Source organism: Pseudodesulfovibrio piezophilus C1TLV30, assembly GCF_000341895.1.
In the GTDB taxonomy this organism is placed as follows: Bacteria; Desulfobacterota; Desulfovibrionia; order Desulfovibrionales; family Desulfovibrionaceae; genus Pseudodesulfovibrio; species Pseudodesulfovibrio piezophilus.
Map to the genome: position 1 here is coordinate 3,494,116 of NC_020409.1, position 18,064 is coordinate 3,512,179.

Annotated in this window: 18 protein-coding genes; 14 read left to right on the top strand and 4 right to left on the bottom strand. The window is 49.1% G+C overall.

Annotated elements, in window-relative coordinates; genetic code table 11:
- The first annotated feature begins 2 nt into the window (after positions 1 to 2).
- From BN4_RS17585 to hisA, 14 genes are all read left to right on the top strand, one after another.
- Complete coding sequence (locus BN4_RS17585; RefSeq protein WP_015416472.1) at positions 3 to 149, top strand: CcmD family protein; 147 nt, start codon at positions 3 to 5, stop codon at positions 147 to 149.
- Positions 139 to 741 (top strand): tetratricopeptide repeat protein, encoded by a 603-nt coding sequence (locus BN4_RS16095; RefSeq protein ID WP_015416473.1) that lies wholly within the window; start codon positions 139 to 141, stop codon positions 739 to 741. The genes BN4_RS17585 and BN4_RS16095 overlap by 11 nt, the downstream gene beginning before the upstream one ends.
- A 191-nt stretch (positions 742 to 932) precedes the next feature.
- Positions 933 to 2,087: a branched-chain amino acid ABC transporter substrate-binding protein gene (locus BN4_RS16100; RefSeq protein ID WP_015416474.1), complete on the top strand. Its 1,155-nt coding sequence runs from the start codon at positions 933 to 935 to the stop codon at positions 2,085 to 2,087.
- A gap of 83 nt (positions 2,088 to 2,170) precedes the next feature.
- Complete coding sequence (locus BN4_RS16105; protein WP_015416475.1) at positions 2,171 to 3,073, top strand: branched-chain amino acid ABC transporter permease; 903 nt, start codon at positions 2,171 to 2,173, stop codon at positions 3,071 to 3,073.
- A gap of 90 nt (positions 3,074 to 3,163) precedes the next feature.
- The gene (locus BN4_RS16110) at positions 3,164 to 4,447 is read left to right on the top strand and encodes an ABC transporter permease subunit (protein WP_231856623.1); all 1,284 of its coding nucleotides are present in this window, start codon (positions 3,164 to 3,166) and stop codon (positions 4,445 to 4,447) included.
- Complete coding sequence (locus BN4_RS16115; RefSeq protein WP_015416477.1) at positions 4,440 to 5,234, top strand: ABC transporter ATP-binding protein; 795 nt, start codon at positions 4,440 to 4,442, stop codon at positions 5,232 to 5,234. Before BN4_RS16110 ends, BN4_RS16115 begins: the two co-directional genes overlap by 8 nt.
- A gap of 1 nt (position 5,235) precedes the next feature.
- The gene (locus BN4_RS16120; RefSeq protein ID WP_041721214.1) at positions 5,236 to 5,943 is read left to right on the top strand and encodes an ABC transporter ATP-binding protein; all 708 of its coding nucleotides are present in this window, start codon (positions 5,236 to 5,238) and stop codon (positions 5,941 to 5,943) included.
- A gap of 196 nt (positions 5,944 to 6,139) precedes the next feature.
- Positions 6,140 to 7,594 (top strand): IMP dehydrogenase, encoded by a 1,455-nt coding sequence (guaB, locus tag BN4_RS16125; protein WP_015416479.1) that lies wholly within the window; start codon positions 6,140 to 6,142, stop codon positions 7,592 to 7,594.
- 290 nt (positions 7,595 to 7,884) lie between these two features.
- Positions 7,885 to 9,429, top strand: coding sequence for a glutamine-hydrolyzing GMP synthase (guaA, locus tag BN4_RS16130; RefSeq protein WP_015416480.1), 1,545 nt, complete (start codon positions 7,885 to 7,887; stop codon positions 9,427 to 9,429).
- Between the two features lie 249 nt (positions 9,430 to 9,678).
- Entirely contained in the window at positions 9,679 to 10,080 is a 402-nt protein-coding gene (gene tatB / locus BN4_RS16135) for a Sec-independent protein translocase protein TatB (protein ID WP_015416481.1), read from the top strand.
- Positions 10,081 to 10,086: 6 nt separating this feature from the next.
- Positions 10,087 to 11,331, top strand: coding sequence for a twin-arginine translocase subunit TatC (gene tatC, locus BN4_RS16140; protein WP_015416482.1), 1,245 nt, complete (start codon positions 10,087 to 10,089; stop codon positions 11,329 to 11,331).
- A gap of 110 nt (positions 11,332 to 11,441) precedes the next feature.
- Complete coding sequence (gene hisB, locus BN4_RS16145) at positions 11,442 to 12,029, top strand: imidazoleglycerol-phosphate dehydratase HisB (RefSeq protein WP_015416483.1); 588 nt, start codon at positions 11,442 to 11,444, stop codon at positions 12,027 to 12,029.
- Positions 12,030 to 12,106: 77 nt separating this feature from the next.
- Positions 12,107 to 12,682: a hypothetical protein gene (locus BN4_RS16150; protein ID WP_231856555.1), complete on the top strand. Its 576-nt coding sequence runs from the start codon at positions 12,107 to 12,109 to the stop codon at positions 12,680 to 12,682.
- Complete coding sequence (gene hisA / locus BN4_RS16155) at positions 12,679 to 13,407, top strand: 1-(5-phosphoribosyl)-5-[(5-phosphoribosylamino)methylideneamino]imidazole-4-carboxamide isomerase (RefSeq protein WP_015416485.1); 729 nt, start codon at positions 12,679 to 12,681, stop codon at positions 13,405 to 13,407. Before BN4_RS16150 ends, hisA begins: the two co-directional genes overlap by 4 nt.
- Positions 13,408 to 13,969: 562 nt before the next feature.
- On the opposite strand, the gene BN4_RS16160 is transcribed toward hisA, so the two are convergent.
- The 4 genes from BN4_RS16160 to upp form a co-directional block, all read right to left on the bottom strand.
- Complete coding sequence (locus tag BN4_RS16160) at positions 13,970 to 14,803, bottom strand: mechanosensitive ion channel family protein (RefSeq protein WP_015416486.1); 834 nt, start codon at positions 14,801 to 14,803, stop codon at positions 13,970 to 13,972.
- 85 nt (positions 14,804 to 14,888) lie between these two features.
- The gene (locus BN4_RS16165) at positions 14,889 to 15,647 is read right to left on the bottom strand and encodes a glycosyltransferase family 2 protein (RefSeq protein WP_015416487.1); all 759 of its coding nucleotides are present in this window, start codon (positions 15,645 to 15,647) and stop codon (positions 14,889 to 14,891) included.
- A 221-nt stretch (positions 15,648 to 15,868) separates the two neighbouring features.
- Positions 15,869 to 17,215, bottom strand: coding sequence for a uracil-xanthine permease family protein (locus BN4_RS16170; protein ID WP_015416488.1), 1,347 nt, complete (start codon positions 17,213 to 17,215; stop codon positions 15,869 to 15,871).
- 127 nt (positions 17,216 to 17,342) lie between these two features.
- Positions 17,343 to 17,969, bottom strand: coding sequence for a uracil phosphoribosyltransferase (gene upp / locus BN4_RS16175; protein WP_015416489.1), 627 nt, complete (start codon positions 17,967 to 17,969; stop codon positions 17,343 to 17,345).
- Positions 17,970 to 18,064 lie beyond the last annotated feature (95 nt).

Here is an 18,064-nt window from a genome sequence, read left to right on the forward strand (position 1 = left end):
ACATGTCTGCAATTACCTACCTGTTCATAGCCAACTGCGCGGTTTGGCTCGGTGTGGCCGGTTATCTCATTTTTCTGGCTTCCAAATCCTGTGGCCTGGAAAAACGCATGCAGCAGCTTGAGCTTTTAGGAGATGAGAATGATCGCTAATAGTGCTGAATTGGGACGTAAGGTGGTTTTGCTGACGGTGTTCGTGGCCGTCGCTGCCATGTTCGTGACGAGTTTCAATTATCGGATGAACCATCCCAATCTGTTTGTTCAGGTTCAAGCTGCCCATACGGCAGATGATGGTCATGATCATGGAGATCAGCCGGTTCCTCCTCCGGGAATGGGTGGCTCCATGTCTCAGGTGAAGGAATTCATGGATAGGGTTGAAAAGAACCCAGATGATGTTGACGCGCTGGTCAACCTCGGAAAAGCATTTCTCATGATGCGGGCCTGGGATCGCGCCATTGACCCTCTGGAAAAGGCTCAGTCTCTTCAGCCTGAGAATACAGAAGTGCTCAAGGCATTAGGTATTGCGCACTTCAATAAAGAGGATTTTACCAAAGCCTCTGCTGCTTATGATGCAATCCTCAGGATCACGCCTGAAGATAGTCTCGCTTTGTTCAATCAAGGGGTTATTTTCAAATATTATTTTGAAAAACCCGGTGAAGCCAGAAAGTACTTCGAAAAAATACTGGCTACAGAAAAGAATGACGAACAGATGCGAAAGATGGCCGAGCAGGAGCTGGAGAAGTAAAATATCGAGCAATGCCGAAATGTTGACGTATGTGGTCAGTGTGGATGGTATATTGACAAGTTCTTTAAAATAAATACAATGCTTCATTCCATTTGAAACTCCGTGGGGAGACGGGGCAGATGGATAACCGTTTTGTGTTTGTCTGTGAGCAGTCTAACTGTTGGAACCTTATACATTTTAGGAGAGGAAGTATGAGAAAACTGCATCTGATCGCGTTGTGCATAGCGATGGTCGCCTTGTTGGCGGCATGCGGCGGCGAAGAAAAAAAAGGTGAAGAAAAAAAAGCTGAAGCTCCGGCTCCGGCAGCCAAATTGGTCCTTGGTGTCGCTGGTGCTCATTCTGGAGATTTGGCATCATATGGCTTGCCGAGCGTCAATGCAGCCAAACTGGTGGCCGCCAAGTTCAATGCCGCAGGTGGTGTGAATGGTGCCATGGTGGAAGTTGCTGCACAGGATGACCAGTGCAAGCCCGAGTTGGCTACCAATGCCGCTACCAAGATGGTTTCCGATGACGTCAAGATAGTGCTCGGCCACATTTGCTCCGGTGCGACCAAGGCCGCTTTGCCCATCTATCTTGAGTCGAAGATTGTTCTCATGTCTCCCTCTGCCACTAATCCGCCGTTGACTCAGTCCGGCGATTATCCGAATTTTTTCCGTACTATCGCACCTGATGATGCGCAGGCTTCTCTTGAAGTTGCCTTTGCCAAGGGCCTTGGCCTCAAAAAGATCGCCGTCATTCATGACAAGGGCGACTACGGTAAGGGTTTCGCTTCCTTCTGCAAGACATTCATTGAGCAGGAAGAGGGTATTGATGTTGTTTTGTTTGAAGGCGTGACGCCGGGCGCAGTGGATTATTCAGCTGTTGTGCAGAAGATCAAAAGCTCTGGTGCCGATGGAGTCATTTTCGGTGGCTATCATCCTGAAGCTTCCAAGATCGTCTCCGGCATGCGCAAGAAGAATCTTGAAGTTCCTTTCCTTTCCGATGATGGTGTGAAGGACGAAACATTCATCAAGGTTGCAGGCAAGTACGCTGAAGGCGTCTACGCTACCGGTCCCATGGATTTCTCCAGCAATCCGATTTACCAGGAAGCTGTTGCTGCCCATAAGGCCGAATTCGGCGCTGATCCCGGCCCCTTCTTTCCTGAAGCATACTCCGCTGCCATGGCGCTGCTGACAGCTGTCCAGAATGCTGGTGGCACAGACTACGACAAAGTCACTGAAGCACTGCGTACTCAGTATGTTGATACCGCTGTTGGCAAGATCAAGTTCGATGCCAAGGGTGACGCGGAAGGTGTCGGCTTCTCTGTTTATCAGGTTCGTGATGGCCAGTACGTAGAAGTCAAGTAGTCTCTCTGGAATAATTACTCTCGGCCAGGGGACAGGGTGTAACCTGTCCCCTGGCATTATTTAATGTATGGGAATATAATCCTATGGAATATTTTCTGGAACTGCTTGTTGGTGGATTGACCCGAGGCAGCATCTACGCGCTCATAGCCTTGGGCTACACCATGGTTTACGGCATCATCGAGTTGATTAACTTTGCGCATGGTGAAATATACATGATTGGTGCTTTTACCGGCCTTATCGCTGCGGGATTGCTGACCATGCTCGGGTTTCCAGGACCTGCGATACTTGCTATCGCCCTTGTGTGCGCGGTGATATGGGCTGCAGCCTATGGATATACCATCGAGAAAGTGGCTTACAAACCCCTTCGGGGCGCACCTCGCCTTTCTCCACTTATTTCTGCAATCGGTATGTCCATTTTTTTGCAGAATTATGTCATGTTGGCTCAAACTTCGGATTTCCTTTCTTTCCCGGAGCTTATCCCTGAATTTGACTTTATGAAGGGAGCAGGCTCCATGCTCAGTTCTTCTGAACTTGTCATCGTTGCCGCGACAGTGCTTGTCTGCATCGGCCTGACCTTGTTCATCAAGTTTACCAAACTTGGCAAGGCCATGCGTGCCACTGCTCAGAACAGAAAAATGGCCCTGCTGGTCGGCATCAATGTCGACATGGTGATTTCTGCAACTTTTGTCCTTGGGTCCAGCTTGGCTGCTGTCGGTGGTGTCCTGATTGCTTCCCATATTGGGCAAATAAATTACTTCATCGGATTTATTGCAGGTATCAAGGCTTTTACAGCCGCAGTCCTTGGTGGGATTGGGTCAATTCCCGGCGCCATGCTCGGAGCTTTGGTCCTTGGTCTGACAGAGGCTTTTGCCACAGGGTATGTCTCTTCAGACTATGAAGATGTGTTCGCATTCTGCTTGCTCGTCCTCATCTTGATTTTCCGTCCCTCAGGGATCATGGGTAAGGAAAAGGTTCAGAAGGTTTAACATTGACGCCAGGGAGATCTTTCGGATCACTTGGCCGCAAGGAATATACTAGTGAATAACTCATGTAAGACAAGAGATCAGCAGAGCTGTCTGGAGTTCTTTCTGACTGCGGGGTGTGACGGATACGTCGCAGCGGTCAAAAAGTCTTTTCTGGTAGCTGTCTGGTTTGTTTTTCTGACCTTTCCGATTATGGTCATCAAGGTCGATACCATCGACAAGACCGTGGTCTGGCGTTGGGAAAACATGGTATATGTGGCGCTTTCCGTCTTTTTCGGTTCATTCGTCTGGCGATGGTTGTTGGCTCGCAAGGAATTGAAGGAGGATAATTCCCAGAAAGAGTCACGCGTGGAGTCTGCGCTCAATCGACTTCAGGCCATGCCACTCCTCAAATTCTCCATCCTTATTCTCATAGCAGTCTTCGCTGCTGTTGCTCCAATCAAATTCAATCTTCTTGGACAGAAACTTCAATTCTTCGACTTGTATCAGACCAACATCATGATTTCATGTCTGGTCTATATAGTCCTTGGTCTGGGGTTGAATATTGTTGTCGGGTTGGCCGGTCTGCTTGATCTCGGATATGTCGCTTTCTACGCAGTTGGAGCATATGCATATGCTCTCTGCAATATGCATTGGGGAATTGGATTCTGGTACATGCTTCCCATAGGAGCGGTACTCGGCGCACTTTTGGGTGTTATTCTCGGTTTTCCCGTTTTGCGATTACGCGGCGATTATCTGGCTATTGTCACTTTGGGGTTCGGGGAAATAATCAGGCTCGTTCTGGAAAACTGGGGCGATGTGACTATGGGGCCATCCGGTATTTCCAGCATCGCGCGTCCCGGACTTTTTGGCGTCAAGCTCGGTGTTATTGGTTCTACCGTTTATATGTACTATATAATGGTCGGCTTGCTGATTTTTACTATTTTTTGTGTCAACCGATTGCAGAATTCTCGCATAGGCCGCGCCTGGCTTGCTCTGCGAGAGGATGAGATAGCTTGTCAAGCCATGGGTATTGACAAGGTCAAGACCAAGTTGATGGCTTTTGCTTTGGGCGCCACTTGGGCCGGAATGGCCGGTGTGGTTTTTGCGGCTAAAACGACTTTCATCAATCCTGCATCATTCACCTTCTGGGAATCGGCTATTATTCTTTCCATTGTGGTTATCGGTGGGATGGGATCTATCCGAGGCGTTGTTGCCGGAGCAATCATTCTGATTCTCGTACCCGAATATCTTCGTGATTTTGCCGAGTTCAGAATGCTGCTCTTTGGTGCGATCATGGTTTTGGTCATGGTTTTCAGACCACAGGGATTGATCAGTGCCAAACGCAAAATCTATGAATATAAAGCAATCAACACTGCGGGTACGGGAAATGAATAATCCAGTTTTGAACGTCAACAGTGTCAGCAAGGACTTTGGCGGCATCCGTGCCCTCGATGAGGTTGATCTTGTTGTCGGCGACAAAGAGATTGTCGCTCTCATTGGTCCCAATGGTGCAGGAAAGACGACTTTTTTTAACTGCATTACCGGTATTTACACACCAACCAGTGGTGAAGTGCTGATTGATCCGAAAATTACAGGTAAACCCCGTCGCATCAACGGAAAGAAGCCTAACGTCGTCACAGAACTGGGGATGGCTCGTACTTTCCAGAATATCAGGTTGTTTCCATCCATGACGGCTTTGGAAAATGTCATGATCGGAACCCATTGCAGGACAACTTCTTCCATATGGGGGGCCGTTTCTCGGAATAAAGCAACACGTAAGGAAGAACAGGCTGTTGTCCAGCGGAGTTACGAATTGCTCAAGCTGGTCGGACTTGAGCAGTATGTCAACGAGTTGGCCTCGAATATTGCCTATGGGAAACAACGTAGGCTCGAAATTGCTCGTGCTTTGGCGACAGATCCGTTTCTTTTGCTTCTCGATGAACCAGCCGCTGGTATGAATCCTCAGGAAACCCTGGAGTTGGAAAGACTCATTGTGGATATTCGTGAGCAGTTCAATATTTCGATCATGCTCATTGAACATGATATGAAAATGGTCATGTCCATGTCAGACCGTATATATGTGCTGGATTACGGCCGCATGATAGCGGATGGTACGCCGCAGGAAATTGCCGAAAACCCGGCCGTCATCAAGGCCTATCTTGGGGAAGACGACGATGACTAATATGCTTGAACTCAAGAACGTCAACAGCTTCTACGGGAATATCCAGGCGTTGTATGACGTGAATCTTCATATAGATCGTGGTGAAATTATTACTTTGATCGGAGCGAATGGCGCGGGTAAATCCACTACATTGATGACTGTTTGTGGTGTGGTTCAGGCCCGTACGGGGGCGGTGATCTATGAAGATGAAGAGATCACCAAAATGCCGCCGAACAAGATTGTCGCACAGGGCATCTGCCAGGTCCCGGAAGGGCGGTTGATATTTCCTGAATTGACAGTACAGGAAAACCTCGACATGGGCGCGTTCATGCGATCAGACAAGGCGGGAATAGCTCGAGATATGGATTATTCCTTCGAATTATTCCCGATTTTGGCTGAACGGCGCAAGCAGCCTGGAGGGAATCTGTCCGGTGGAGAGCAACAAATGCTCGCTATTGCTCGTGCTCTCATGGCAAAACCGAAACTTTTGCTTCTGGATGAGCCATCCATGGGGCTGGCTCCTTTGGTTGTGAAACAAATTTTTGATATTATCAAAAAGGTGAACGCAGAAGCGGGAACGACGATTTTCCTTGTGGAACAGAACGCGAACCTCGCGCTCAAAATAGGGCACCGAGGGTACGTCATGGAAAACGGGAGGATTGTGCTCTCCGATACCTGCGACAAGCTCATGGCGAATGAGCAGGTGAAAAAGGCCTACCTGGGCCTGTAAAGGAACCAAGAAGGCCGGACGGAAACGTCCGGCCTTCTTCGTAATGATTGCTGACAGGGTGACAAGGATGCAGAGCGCAATACATGAACCTTTTATTATAAAGTGAACCACCGGGTCATTTTTATTCGCTCCACCCTCGTGCCTTTGTTGACAATCGGATATACATTGAGAACCTAAACGCTCTGGAGGAAAAGATATGAGCAAAATACTTGATAAGGCACTGACTTTCGACGACGTATTGTTGTTGCCGGGCTATTCCAATGTGTTGCCCGATGCCGTGGATGTGTCCACGTACCTGACGCCGCAGATCAAGCTGAATATCCCGCTCATATCCGCGGCCATGGATACTGTAACCGAATCCCGCATGGCCATTTCAATGGCCCGTCACGGTGGAGCCGGTGTTATCCATAAAAACATGTCCGTTCGTGAGCAGGCGCGTGAAATTGACAGGGTGAAAAAATCGGAATCCGGTATGATTTCCGATCCTATCACTGTCCACCCGGACGATGATCTGGGTAAGGTCAAGGCAATCATGGCAGAATACCGCATATCCGGTCTGCCGGTTGTCAAGGGAGATCATCTTGTCGGTATTATCACGAACCGGGATATCCGTTTTGTCAGAGACGACAACGCGCTGGTCTCCGAGTTGATGACCAGTCGTGATTTGGTGACCGTTCCTGAAGGCATCGACAATGAAGAGGCTAAACGCAAGCTCCATCAACATCGCATTGAAAAGCTTCTTGTGGTTGATGAAGAGAATCGACTTAAAGGTTTGATCACCATCAAGGATATCAACAAACATAAGAAATACCCTGATGCAGTGAAGGATTCAAGAGGTCGGTTGCTGGTCGGTGCCGCCATTGGAATCGGCAAGGATTGCATGAGTCGCTCAGAAGCTTTGCTGCATGTCGGAGCGGATTTCCTGGTGCTTGATTCCGCTCATGGGCATTCCGAGAATATTCTCAAGTCAACGCGAGAGTTACGCGCCGCGTTTCCTGAGCTTCAATTGATAGGTGGCAATATCGCGACTTACGAAGGAGCCAAGGCGCTCATCGAAGCCGGAGTTGACACGGTCAAGGTCGGTATCGGACCTGGCTCCATTTGCACTACTCGTGTGGTTGCAGGTGTCGGCGTGCCACAGATCACTGCCGTCATGGAAGCCAACAGAGCCGCCCGGGAGGCGGATAGGTGCATTATCGCCGACGGTGGCATCAAGTATTCCGGGGATGTGGTCAAAGCCCTTGCTGTAGGGGCCAATGCCTGCATGATGGGATCGGTTCTGGCTGGCACTGACGAATCTCCGGGTGAGACGATTCTGTATCAAGGTCGTACGTATAAGCAGTACCGCGGTATGGGATCTATCGATGCCATGAAGAAAGGAAGCTCTGATAGATACTTCCAGGAAAAAAGCAAAAAATTGGTGCCTGAGGGTATTGTCGGACGAGTCCCATATCGGGGTAAGGTTGGCGATTCCATTTATCAGTTCATCGGTGGATTGCGTTCAGGCATGGGCTATACGGGGTCTGCCACACTGAGTGAACTTTTTGAGAAATCTCAGATGGTGCAGATATCCCCGGCTGGACTTCGTGAGTCACACGTCCATGATGTGACCATAACAAAGGAGTCGCCTAATTATCGTGGCGATGGTTAGGTCCCGGATTGGATTGAGATTGTAATTGTTCTGGGGGAAAACTTTTGACGAGGTTTTCCCCCAGAGCTTCTTGAAGTCATTTTTATGTGGCGAAAAGTGAGTGTTGGAAGTTTGCGGGAAAAGTTTGTTGGTGGGAAGGTCGAAGCTGTTTCGTTGGTTCCAGGCAAAAAGCCATTGATCAGTCAAAGTGTATTTCATACTGATGCTGAATAGGGTATGGTATGAGGTGCAAAGGCAGGTGGGGCTATTATTTCTTTTCATTTTATCCTTTGTGAATTAGAGAGAACGTCATGCACGAAAATAGAGTACTTATTTTAGATTTTGGTAGTCAGTTTACCCAGCTTATCGCACGTCGAGTGCGTGAGGCGGGCATTTATTCCGAGATACATCCCTGCAACGTCGATCCCGAACGGGTCAAGGCATTCAAACCGTCCGCATTGATTTTGTCGGGCGGCCCATCCAGTGTGCTGGAGGGCGGATGTCCTGACCTGAATATGGAATACATGGAGATGGGTATTCCGGTGCTCGGCATCTGTTATGGAATGCAGCTTCTGGCCCACAAGCTGGGAGGCAAGGTGGTCTCATCAACCGATCGTGAATATGGCCGCGCCCAGTTCACGGGACAAAACGATTGTCCGCTCTTTGATGGTATTGAAGAGAAGGATGATCTCACTGTTTGGATGTCTCATGGCGATCGTGTTGAGGGATTGCCTGAAGGCTTTGTCCCCATGGGCAAGACAGATTCCATCGAGTTCGCTGCGATGGGAAATGTGGCAAAGAAAATCTATGCGTTGCAATTTCATCCTGAAGTGGCCCACACCACAGACGGTGCGACCATTATCCAGAATTTTCTTTTCAAAGTCGCAGGGCTCGAAGCATCCTGGTCTATGGCGTCTTTTGTGGATACCTGTATCGCAGATCTCAAGAAACAGGTCGGTGATGATAAAGTCGTTTTAGGCTTGTCTGGGGGTATTGATTCCACTGTAGCCGCTGTTCTTCTTCATCGAGCCATCGGTCCGAACCTGCACTGCATTTTTGTTGATAACGGGTTGCTCCGCATGGGAGAGAAGGAAGAAGTTGTCGGTTTCCTTGCCGAACATTTTGACCTCAATGTCAAATTCGTGGATGCGGCCCAGGAATTCCTGGATGACCTCAAAGGCGTTGAAGACCCGGAAAAGAAGCGTAAGCTCATCGGATATAAATTTATCGAGGTTTTTGATCGCGAGGCCAAGGCTATTGATGGCGTCAAATTCCTTGGGCAGGGAACCCTGTATCCGGATGTCATCGAGTCTGAATCCTTCAAGGGACCTTCTGCTGTCATTAAATCCCACCACAATGTGGGGGGATTGCCTGAAAAAATGAATTTGAAGTTGGTTGAGCCGTTGCGGGAGCTGTTTAAAGATGAAGTTCGTCGTGCAGCTTATGAATTGGGGTTGCCTGAACATATTATCTGGCGTCAACCTTTCCCCGGTCCGGGGCTGTCCATTCGCATTATCGGCGAAGTGACAGAGGAACGTTTGGAGATATTGCGTCTTGCTGACAGGATCGTGCAGAATGAAATGGTTGCATCGGATTGGTATCGTAAGGTATGGCAAGGGTTTGCCGTGCTGTTGCCACTCAAGACTGTCGGTGTCATGGGCGATGATCGTACATATGAAAATGTTATAGCATTGAGGATAGTTGATTCTCTGGATGCCATGACAGCGGATTGGTCCCGTTTGCCAAGCGAGCTGCTTGCGCGCATGTCAAATCGGATTATTAATGAGGTCAAGGGTGTGAACAGAGTGGTTCTGGATATTTCATCCAAGCCGCCGAGCACCATTGAGTGGGAATAGCCGGAGCTGGTATTCTCAGTTATGGCAAGACGGTTGCCGGTAGACAATGAACGATCGTATCAAGAATGCCTTGATACGGTAGTGTCAAGCTGCGCGAGTCTGGAAGGAAGGGTGATCGGTCGCTCCATATTGAGCCATCATTGGCTTGTTAATGAGTGGACTCTCCACTAAGCGGTTCCGATCCTCTTCCATCGTTCAGGTTCCCTATGAGGCATCCGGGACACTTAACTGCCTTTGAAAGGATTGCATATGTTTGGAGTAGGCGGACCCGAATTACTGATTATCTGTGTAGTGGCGCTTATTGTCATCGGTCCCAAGAAATTGCCTGAATTATTGCGCTCTCTTGGTAAGGGCGTCGCCGAGTTCAAGCGAGTGGGCAATGACGTGAAGTCCACTTTGGATGAGGAAGTCAGCAAGGCTGAAACCGAAGCGCGTAAACGTGAAGTGGATGAGGAACTTGCTCGGCGTCGGACCGAAAAAGCCAATCAGGAAGCAGATGCGGCCGAAGCAGCGGCTGAAAATGCGAAGATTGCAGCAGCATCGGCCAAAGCAGATCTTGAAAAGGTGCAAAGCGGCAGTGAGCCAGAGGCTGGTTCAACCCCGGAGTCTGCGGAACAGAGCGCTCCAGAGACCGCGAAAAATAAGGCCTAGATTCACATGAGTTCCGAAAAAGACGATGTGAAGGGTGTCGATGTACAAGAAACCGTGAAAAAGGTTTCCGACGATGATCCCTCTCTGGACGAAGCCGGTATGACGATGGACGAAGGTGAGGCTGTTCAGCCTGAAGCGGAAGCCAGCGACTCCGGTGACGGCGGAGGAGATGACGATGGTCCGGTTTCTTCGAGCCAACCGGATTCGGATGACGCAGGGAAGATCCCTGAGGGGAGTACCACTCCTCACGATGAAGAGGCCGAGGAGGATGATGTTGAAGAAGAGGGACATATGTCTCTGCTTGATCATCTTGGGGAACTTCGTCTTCGTTTGACCAGGGCTTTTATTGCTGTCGCAGTCGGAATGGTGGCCTGTTACGGTTTCGCGGACAAGCTTTTCGATATTCTCATGCAGCCCATGATTGATGTTTTTCAAAAGCAGATGGCCGAGCACCCGCTTTTGCCCATTGGCTTTTATGAAGACCTGAGGAAAGTCCTTTCGGATTTGATGGTTGCTCAAGGGATGCAGCACGCTGATAAAGTTGATATTTTTGTCAATGGGCTGCAAAAGGCACTGATGCAGGTCGCCCAGGAAGGGCATTTCCAGTATACCTACCCAGCAGAAGCTTTTTTCTCTCATATTAAAATTTCCATTGTCGCTGGTCTCTTTTTGGTGAGTCCATATGTCTTTGCGCAAATCTGGGGATTCATAGCTCCGGGGCTGTACGCTCATGAGCGTAAGTGGATGATCCCTATGGCTGTTATTTCAGCCTTGTTTTTTACTGCTGGTGGATTGTTTGGGTATTTTATTGTTTTCCCTTATGGGTTTGAATTTTTTGCCGGATTCGCTTCCAATGGCATCCAATTTACTCCCAAACTGAACGAGTATCTGAGCTTTTGCCTGAAGCTTCTCTTTGCATTTGGTTTTGTCTTTGAACTTCCTTTATTTATCTTTTTCCTGGCTCGTCTTGGTATGGTTTCATCCAAGACTCTGCGGGAAAAGCGGAAGTATGCGATATTAATTGGGTTTGTCGTGGCAGCAATTTTGACACCACCTGATCCATTTACTCAATGTCTGATGGCCGGACCGCTGATCATGCTTTATGAACTCGGAATATGGGTCGCCTTTTTCTTTGGCAAGAAGGAAAAGCGCCATTTGAAAAAGCAGGCAGAGGCTGAAGCCGCCAGGATGGCTGATCTTGATAAAGCTGCGACACCCCAAGCCACCTCTGAAGGTGAAGAAGTGTCATGATTCTCTCGGGCAGGGCTTCGTGAGCCAGTCTGCTCCGGTTTTCTTTTCCAGTTATTTACTATACAGTTACGCTCTCAACCGCACAGAGCAGTGAAAAAAAGGAGTGCGCCATGGGCACGCGCAAAGCCATGGTGGAGAGAGCCACCAATGAAACAGACATCTCGCTTTCCCTCAATATTGATGGAGAGGGGAGAGTTAATGTTGATACTGGGATTGGTTTTGCCGATCACATGTTGACCTTATGCGCCTTCTGGGCCGGGTTTGATCTTGATCTGACTTGCAAAGGCGATCTTGAAATTGATACCCATCATTCTTTGGAAGACATTGGCCTCTGCCTGGGGCAGGCGTTTTCTGAAGCCTTGGGAGACAAAAAAGGAATAGTTCGGGTAGCCTCAGCCAAGGTTCCCATGGACGAAGCCTTGGCAGAAGTAGTGATAGATATTTCTGGGCGTCCGTATATCGTGTACGATGATACTTTACTGCCCGCTCTCATTGCCGGGGACGAAAAAGATGTCTGGCGCGAATTTCTTAAATCTTTTGCCTTTAAGGCCGGAATGAATTTGCATGTCAAATTCGAGTACGGTTGTAATGGACATCATCTGCTGGAAGCCGTTTTTAAAGCTCTGGGGATAGCCCTTGCCCAAGCAGTGCACATTGGTCGTAAAGGCGTTTCCAGCACCAAAGGGAGTCTTGACTAATGCAACGTTTTTCCTCGATTTTCCCCGTAGTTACTGTACTGTTTTGTATGCTCCTCATAGCTGGATGTGCACCGAAAATGCGTTCTGCAGCAGTGCCTCGTCCTGAAGGGAAGCTGGCTGTGGCCGGATTCTCCAACCCGGTTTATAACTGGCAGATTCTTGCTGGATACCTGGCGGAGGAAGGACACCCTGTACCTGACGGGACGGTTGAGACGCTTGATGCGGTCTTGGTAGATACTCTGGCTCGTCATCAAGTTTTCGACTACATTACTCCAGCTGCCGTGAAGCAGTGTGAAGATGTTGTCGTCTTTGAAGAGTCTGGTTTGCCTAAGGTTTCAGCCTGGAAGTATTGGCTTGGTGTTGGCAAGTGCATCCAGGCAGATTATTTGCTGGTTCCGCAGATTACTTACTGGCGCGAGAGAGTGGGGAGCGATGCGGGGGTGCAGACTCCGGCATCAGTGGCCCTTGATTTTTACCTTATTGATGTAAAAAATGAACGGATGACTCGATCCCGGTATGAGGAAACTCAGGAGTCTCTTTTGGAAAATCTGTTCACTGCCCGCAAGTTTGCCAAACGTGGTGGGAAATGGGTTACCGCGACACGCTTGGCATCTGATGGTATTGAAGAAAAACTTATGGAACTCGGTTTATGATTCTTTTTCCGGCTGTAGATATCAAGAATGGTGAGTGTGTTCGTCTTGCACAAGGCAAGGAAGACCAGGTTACTGTCTTCGGTTCAGACCCTGTTGCTCAGGCTCGTATATGGGAATCTCTCGGCGCACGTTTTCTCCATGTCGTCGATCTTGACGGTGCATTTTCCGGTATTCCGAAAAATTTCGACCTTATAAAGTCTATCTGTACAGAGCTAACAATTCCGGTACAACTCGGTGGTGGTATCAGGGATATTGAGACTGCCCAGAAATATATTGAGGCCGGTGTTTCTCGACTGATCATCGGCACCATGGCTCTTGAAGACCCCGATATGTTTTCCGCTTTGTGTCAAGCCCTTCCTGGGAAGATCGGCGTTTCCCTAGACGCCGTTGATGGGCAACTCAAGAGCAAGGGGTGGGTTGAAGATGCCGGATTAACCATGGATGATGTCCTGCCCCGTTTGGAAACAGATGGGATTCGATTTATCGTCTACACGGATATTTCCCGCGATGGCATGCAAACAGGGGTCAATGTCGCTGGGTTGACAGCACTGTGTAGTCAAACTTCAGTGCCGGTCATAGCTGCTGGTGGTGTCCACACACTCGATGATATCAAGAATTTGTATCCACTCTCTCACAAGGGATTGGAGGGGGCTATTTCCGGGCGTGCCGTGTATGTCGGCACCCTTGATCTCAAAGAAGCAAATTCCTGGATTGACGCTCAATAAGGAGTTCTGCTCTGTTGTTAGGTACCGCTCATTGAAGGTTGCCTGATGAGTGCCAGTATCCCCTGAGTTCAGTTTTCATGGGAGGCAACAGCTCCCTGTATTTATAAGTATCAAGTCCCCCCTCTTCTTTTTTTGGAAGAGGGGGGACTTTTAGAGAGGAGCCCGTCTGGAGAGGAAAGACAAGGGCTAGAGTTTTGGCCTGCTGGTGACTGCGGGGCTCATGAAGAAGCCGCCCATTCCATGAGTTTCAGACTGTTTTGTTCATAGTGACAATAGAGTCGGCAAAGCCAGCAGTGATCCTGTTCACCTGAGGGCCTTGAGAGAGTTCGTTCACTGTTACATATGGGTCATCTTTCTGGAGGCAGCGCAGAAGCGATGCCTTTTTTGCTTTCATGAAAGTGTGTCATGCGGCATCATTTCAGATTCACATCACGAACTGATGGCGACTAGGTCACCGGCAAACAGAGAATTGGTGACAAGTGAGTGAAAGCAAAGAGAGGGGAAATCTCGAGTGAAATAAGGTGCCGAGGGAAGTTCCCTTCCCCCGGCAGTTGTCATCGTGTTACTTCTCGACAGTGTGTAAATGAATGTCCTGTTGAGGGTAGGGGATACTGATTCCTTCCTGATCAAAGATGATTTTGACCTTTTCAGTGATGGCGTAATACACGGGCCAATAGTCTGATGTTTTGCACCAGGGGCGAACCACAAAATTGACCGAGGAATCGGCAAGTTCGAAAACTTCTATAACGGGTGCTGGGTCGGAAAGGATTCGAGGGTCTTCTGCAACTATTTTCTTGAGAAGTTCCTTGGCCTTGAGAAGATCATCATCATATCCGATGCCCATCACTAGATCGACGCGTCGAGTTTCATTGGCTGTGACATTGACTATGGTCGCAGAGAGGATGGCTCCATTGGGAACGATGACATTCTTGTTGTCTGGAGTGGTCAGAATGGTGTTGAAAATATTGATCGCTTTCACTGTGCCGGATGTCCCGGCTACGGTGACATAGTCCCCTTTTTGAAAGAATTTGAGCAGGATGAGCATGACTCCGGCAGCGAAGTTGGACAAAGAATCCTTGAGGGCCAAACCAACGGCTAAACCTGCTGCTCCAAGTACTGCGAGAAATGATGTGACGTTGACACCGGCCTGCCCCAGGGCGGCTATGACTACGGCTGCCAATAGAGTATAATAGACGATATTGCGCAGAAAGCCGATGAGCGTCTCATCCACACGGGCTTTGAGTAAGAGGCGGCGCGCCAAGCTTGCGACATTTTTTGCCACAAGTCGTCCTACTATGAATATCAGGATGGCGATGAGAACATGAACGCCATGCACGGAAATGAGTTTTATACCTTCTTCAAGCAGTGTCTGAATGGTCTGTGGGTCGAGATTCATCTATTCCTCCTGGTTCTCATGGATGTTATGTTGAGCGTGATTGTATCATACAATGTGAGGTGAAGAAATTGTGAAAGGGAAAAGATCAAGGGGTGCCCCATTTGTTGGTTTCTTCAACTCGAATGTATTTTTGAAATGTATAGTAATACCCAGCCATGGCATTATAAAAACCAGCCTTGCCATCCAGAAACCCTGCCTTGAGAAAGTACAACTTGATGAATTTCATGGTGGCGTGGAGAATTCCAGCGCTCAGCCCTCCTTTTTTCCCTTTTTCTCGAAGCGATTTTGCACCTTCTTCTGCATAATAGTTGATCTTGTCCATATGTTGTTCAAATGATTCGTAGGGGTAATGCAGGATGTCACCCCGTAGTTGTGCAGTTTCTCCAAGTGGGGTGAAATGATAATGTGCACCGGATGCAGTCACTTGCATCTTTCCATGCCTGAAAAATCGGAAAAGGTAATCCGGGTACCAGCCCGAGTGTTTCATGAATCGATTGAAATAAAATGAGCTTCGGGGAGTATAATACCCGGCCAAGGAAACGTCCTCTGACAATTTATCAATAATATTGTGGCGTAGTTCATCCGTCAGATATTCATCCTGATCAAGTGAGACTACCCAATCAGTCTGTATCTCTGACAAGGCAAGAGCGAATTGGGCGACCGGGCCGGGCCATGGGTTGATGATGATCCGTGCGCCAAATTCCTCTGCTATTTGGCGTGTCCGGTCTGTTGACTCAGAGTCGACCACAAGTATTTCGTCGCAAAAATCGAGTGATTTCAAGCAATTCTCAAGCAGTCGTTCGCCATTGTATGTCAGAACCAGGCCGGTCACGGTTTCACGCATTCATTTCTCCACGTTTTCTTAGGGGATTGAGAGGTGCGTATGGTAGCGGGTTCAGCTTTGCTGGTCCAATAAAAGATATGGCATCAAATAACAGAGGTGTTGCGGGTGATCCATGTTGTGGATGTTCAGAAGAAGCAAGAAGAGCAGGCAGATTATGGACAATGAAAACGCCCTTCTTCATTGGAAGAAGGGCGTTGACAGATGGTTGTGATGGAAAATGGTTAGAGTCCTAATTCATCATCTGGCTGCGCGTCATTGCAGTCTTTGCAGGGCAGTATCAGATTGAGAATAACACCGATGATCCCAGACAGTCCGATGCCACCCAGTTTGACGATGATCAGGTCAAAGTTCATGCCACCGATACCGAATACCAGAATGATAGAAACAATCGCAAGGTTGCGCGGCAACATCAGATCATTTCCGGCACGGACCAGTGTGTTGATACCTATAACCGTAATAGCACCGAAGAGCAGGATCATGATACCGCCCATGACGGGGACTGGGATGGTATTCAATATCGCTCCCAATTTGCCGAAGAATGCGAGAATGACAGCTGTAATTGCTGCCCATGTCATGATGCCGGGATTGAATGCACGGGTCAGTGCCACAGCGCCCGAGACTTCGGAATACGTTGTATTGGGCGGACCTCCTAACATGGCAGCCAGGGAAGTAGCGATTCCATCCCCCAGCATGGTGTTTTGGACACCAGGGTCTTTGACATAATCTTTGCCAGAAATACCACCGATAGCGAGGATATCACCGAAGTGTTCGATGGCGGGGGCGATGGCAACAGGGACAATGAACAGGATGGCTTCGAGATTCCAGGTTGGAAAGACGAAATTGGGGAGTGCCAGGAGAGGAGCCTCAGCTATCTTGCCGAAATTGACCAGTGTCGGGGTTGTCCAGTTCTGGAGCTGGCCGGGGTCGAATGTCGCCTGGGCGGATGCTGCAAAGCCGCTAACGTCAAGGATGAGTGAGGTGACATAGCCTGCAATGATACCGAGGAGAATGGGGATTAACTTGATCCAGCCTCTTCCAAGCAGAGAAGCGAAAATAGTGGTCAGCAGGGAGACTCCCGCGATGATCATGGCTGTATCGTTCGGAACCAGCCATGCAGATCCGTCACCAGTGCGTCCCATGGCCATATGGACAGCGGTTGGTGCCAGGATGAGGCCGATGACCATGATCACCGGGCCGGTAACAATGGGAGGCAGGATGCGTTTGAGCATCTCGACTCCGAAAATACGAATCAGACAGCTGATGATCACATACAGTATGCCTGCGCCGAACAGGCCGCACATGGTGGAAGGAATACCCCAAGTCTGTACCCCGTAGATGATGGGGGCGATGAATGCAAAGCTCGATGCGAGGAAAACAGGCACTCTCCCTCGGGTGATGAGCTGAAAGACCAGAGTACCGACTCCGGCCGTGAAAAGGGCCACATTCGAATCAAGTCCTGTCAACAGTGGGACCAGGACCAGTGCGCCAAAGGCGACGAAAAGCATTTGCGCGCCGAGCAGCGCGTCTTTAGGTTTAAAGCTGTACTCAGTGGAATGAACGTCACTCATCTTTGCCAACTCCTCCTCATGGTTTTGGCCTGCCGAAAACCCCATGCCCCCATCGGGTCAGATTCGGACAGGTCGTTTATTGATAACATCCCCTAAAAAAAGGCACGCTGTGGAGCGTGCCTTGTACCTACTTGGTGCCGAATATTTTATCCCCGGCATCACCGAGGCCCGGTATGATATAGCCGATATCGTTCAGCTTCTCATCAACTGCCGCGACATAGATATCCACGTCCGGGTGTTTTTTCAGAATTCGATCAATGCCTTCAGGGGCAGCACACAGGAATAATCCGCGAATGGATGTGCAGCCGGATTCCTTCAGCAGTTCAATTGTAGCTTCCAGCGTGCCGCCGGTGGCCAACATCGGATCCAGAATCAACGCAGTGCGTTCATCCATGGCACTGGCAAGCTTGACATAGTATTGGACGGGTTTGAGCGTTTCTTCATCACGATAGAAACCCACAACCGAAGCCTTTGCTCCGGGGATCATGTCGAAAACACCATCCATCATGCCGAGTCCCGCACGCAGGATGGGAACGACAGTCACCTTTTTGCCTTTGATGGTATCAACTTCGACGTCTCCCGCCCAGCCTTGAATGGTGGTGGTTTCAGTCTCAAAATCTTTTGTAGCTTCGTAAGTCAGAAGCCTGGTGATTTCATTAGCCAGCTGGCGGAAACGGCTGGTGGAAATGTCGTGCTTTCGTAAGATGCCGACTTTGTGACGAATAAGTGGGTGGTCAACCAAGTGCAGAGCCACAGGTTATCCCCTCCTTAACAGGTTTGTAGTGATATTTGATGAAAAAAAAGTTGCGATTGCGCAAAACTTCCCTTTTCTAGTCTGATGAACGTGCC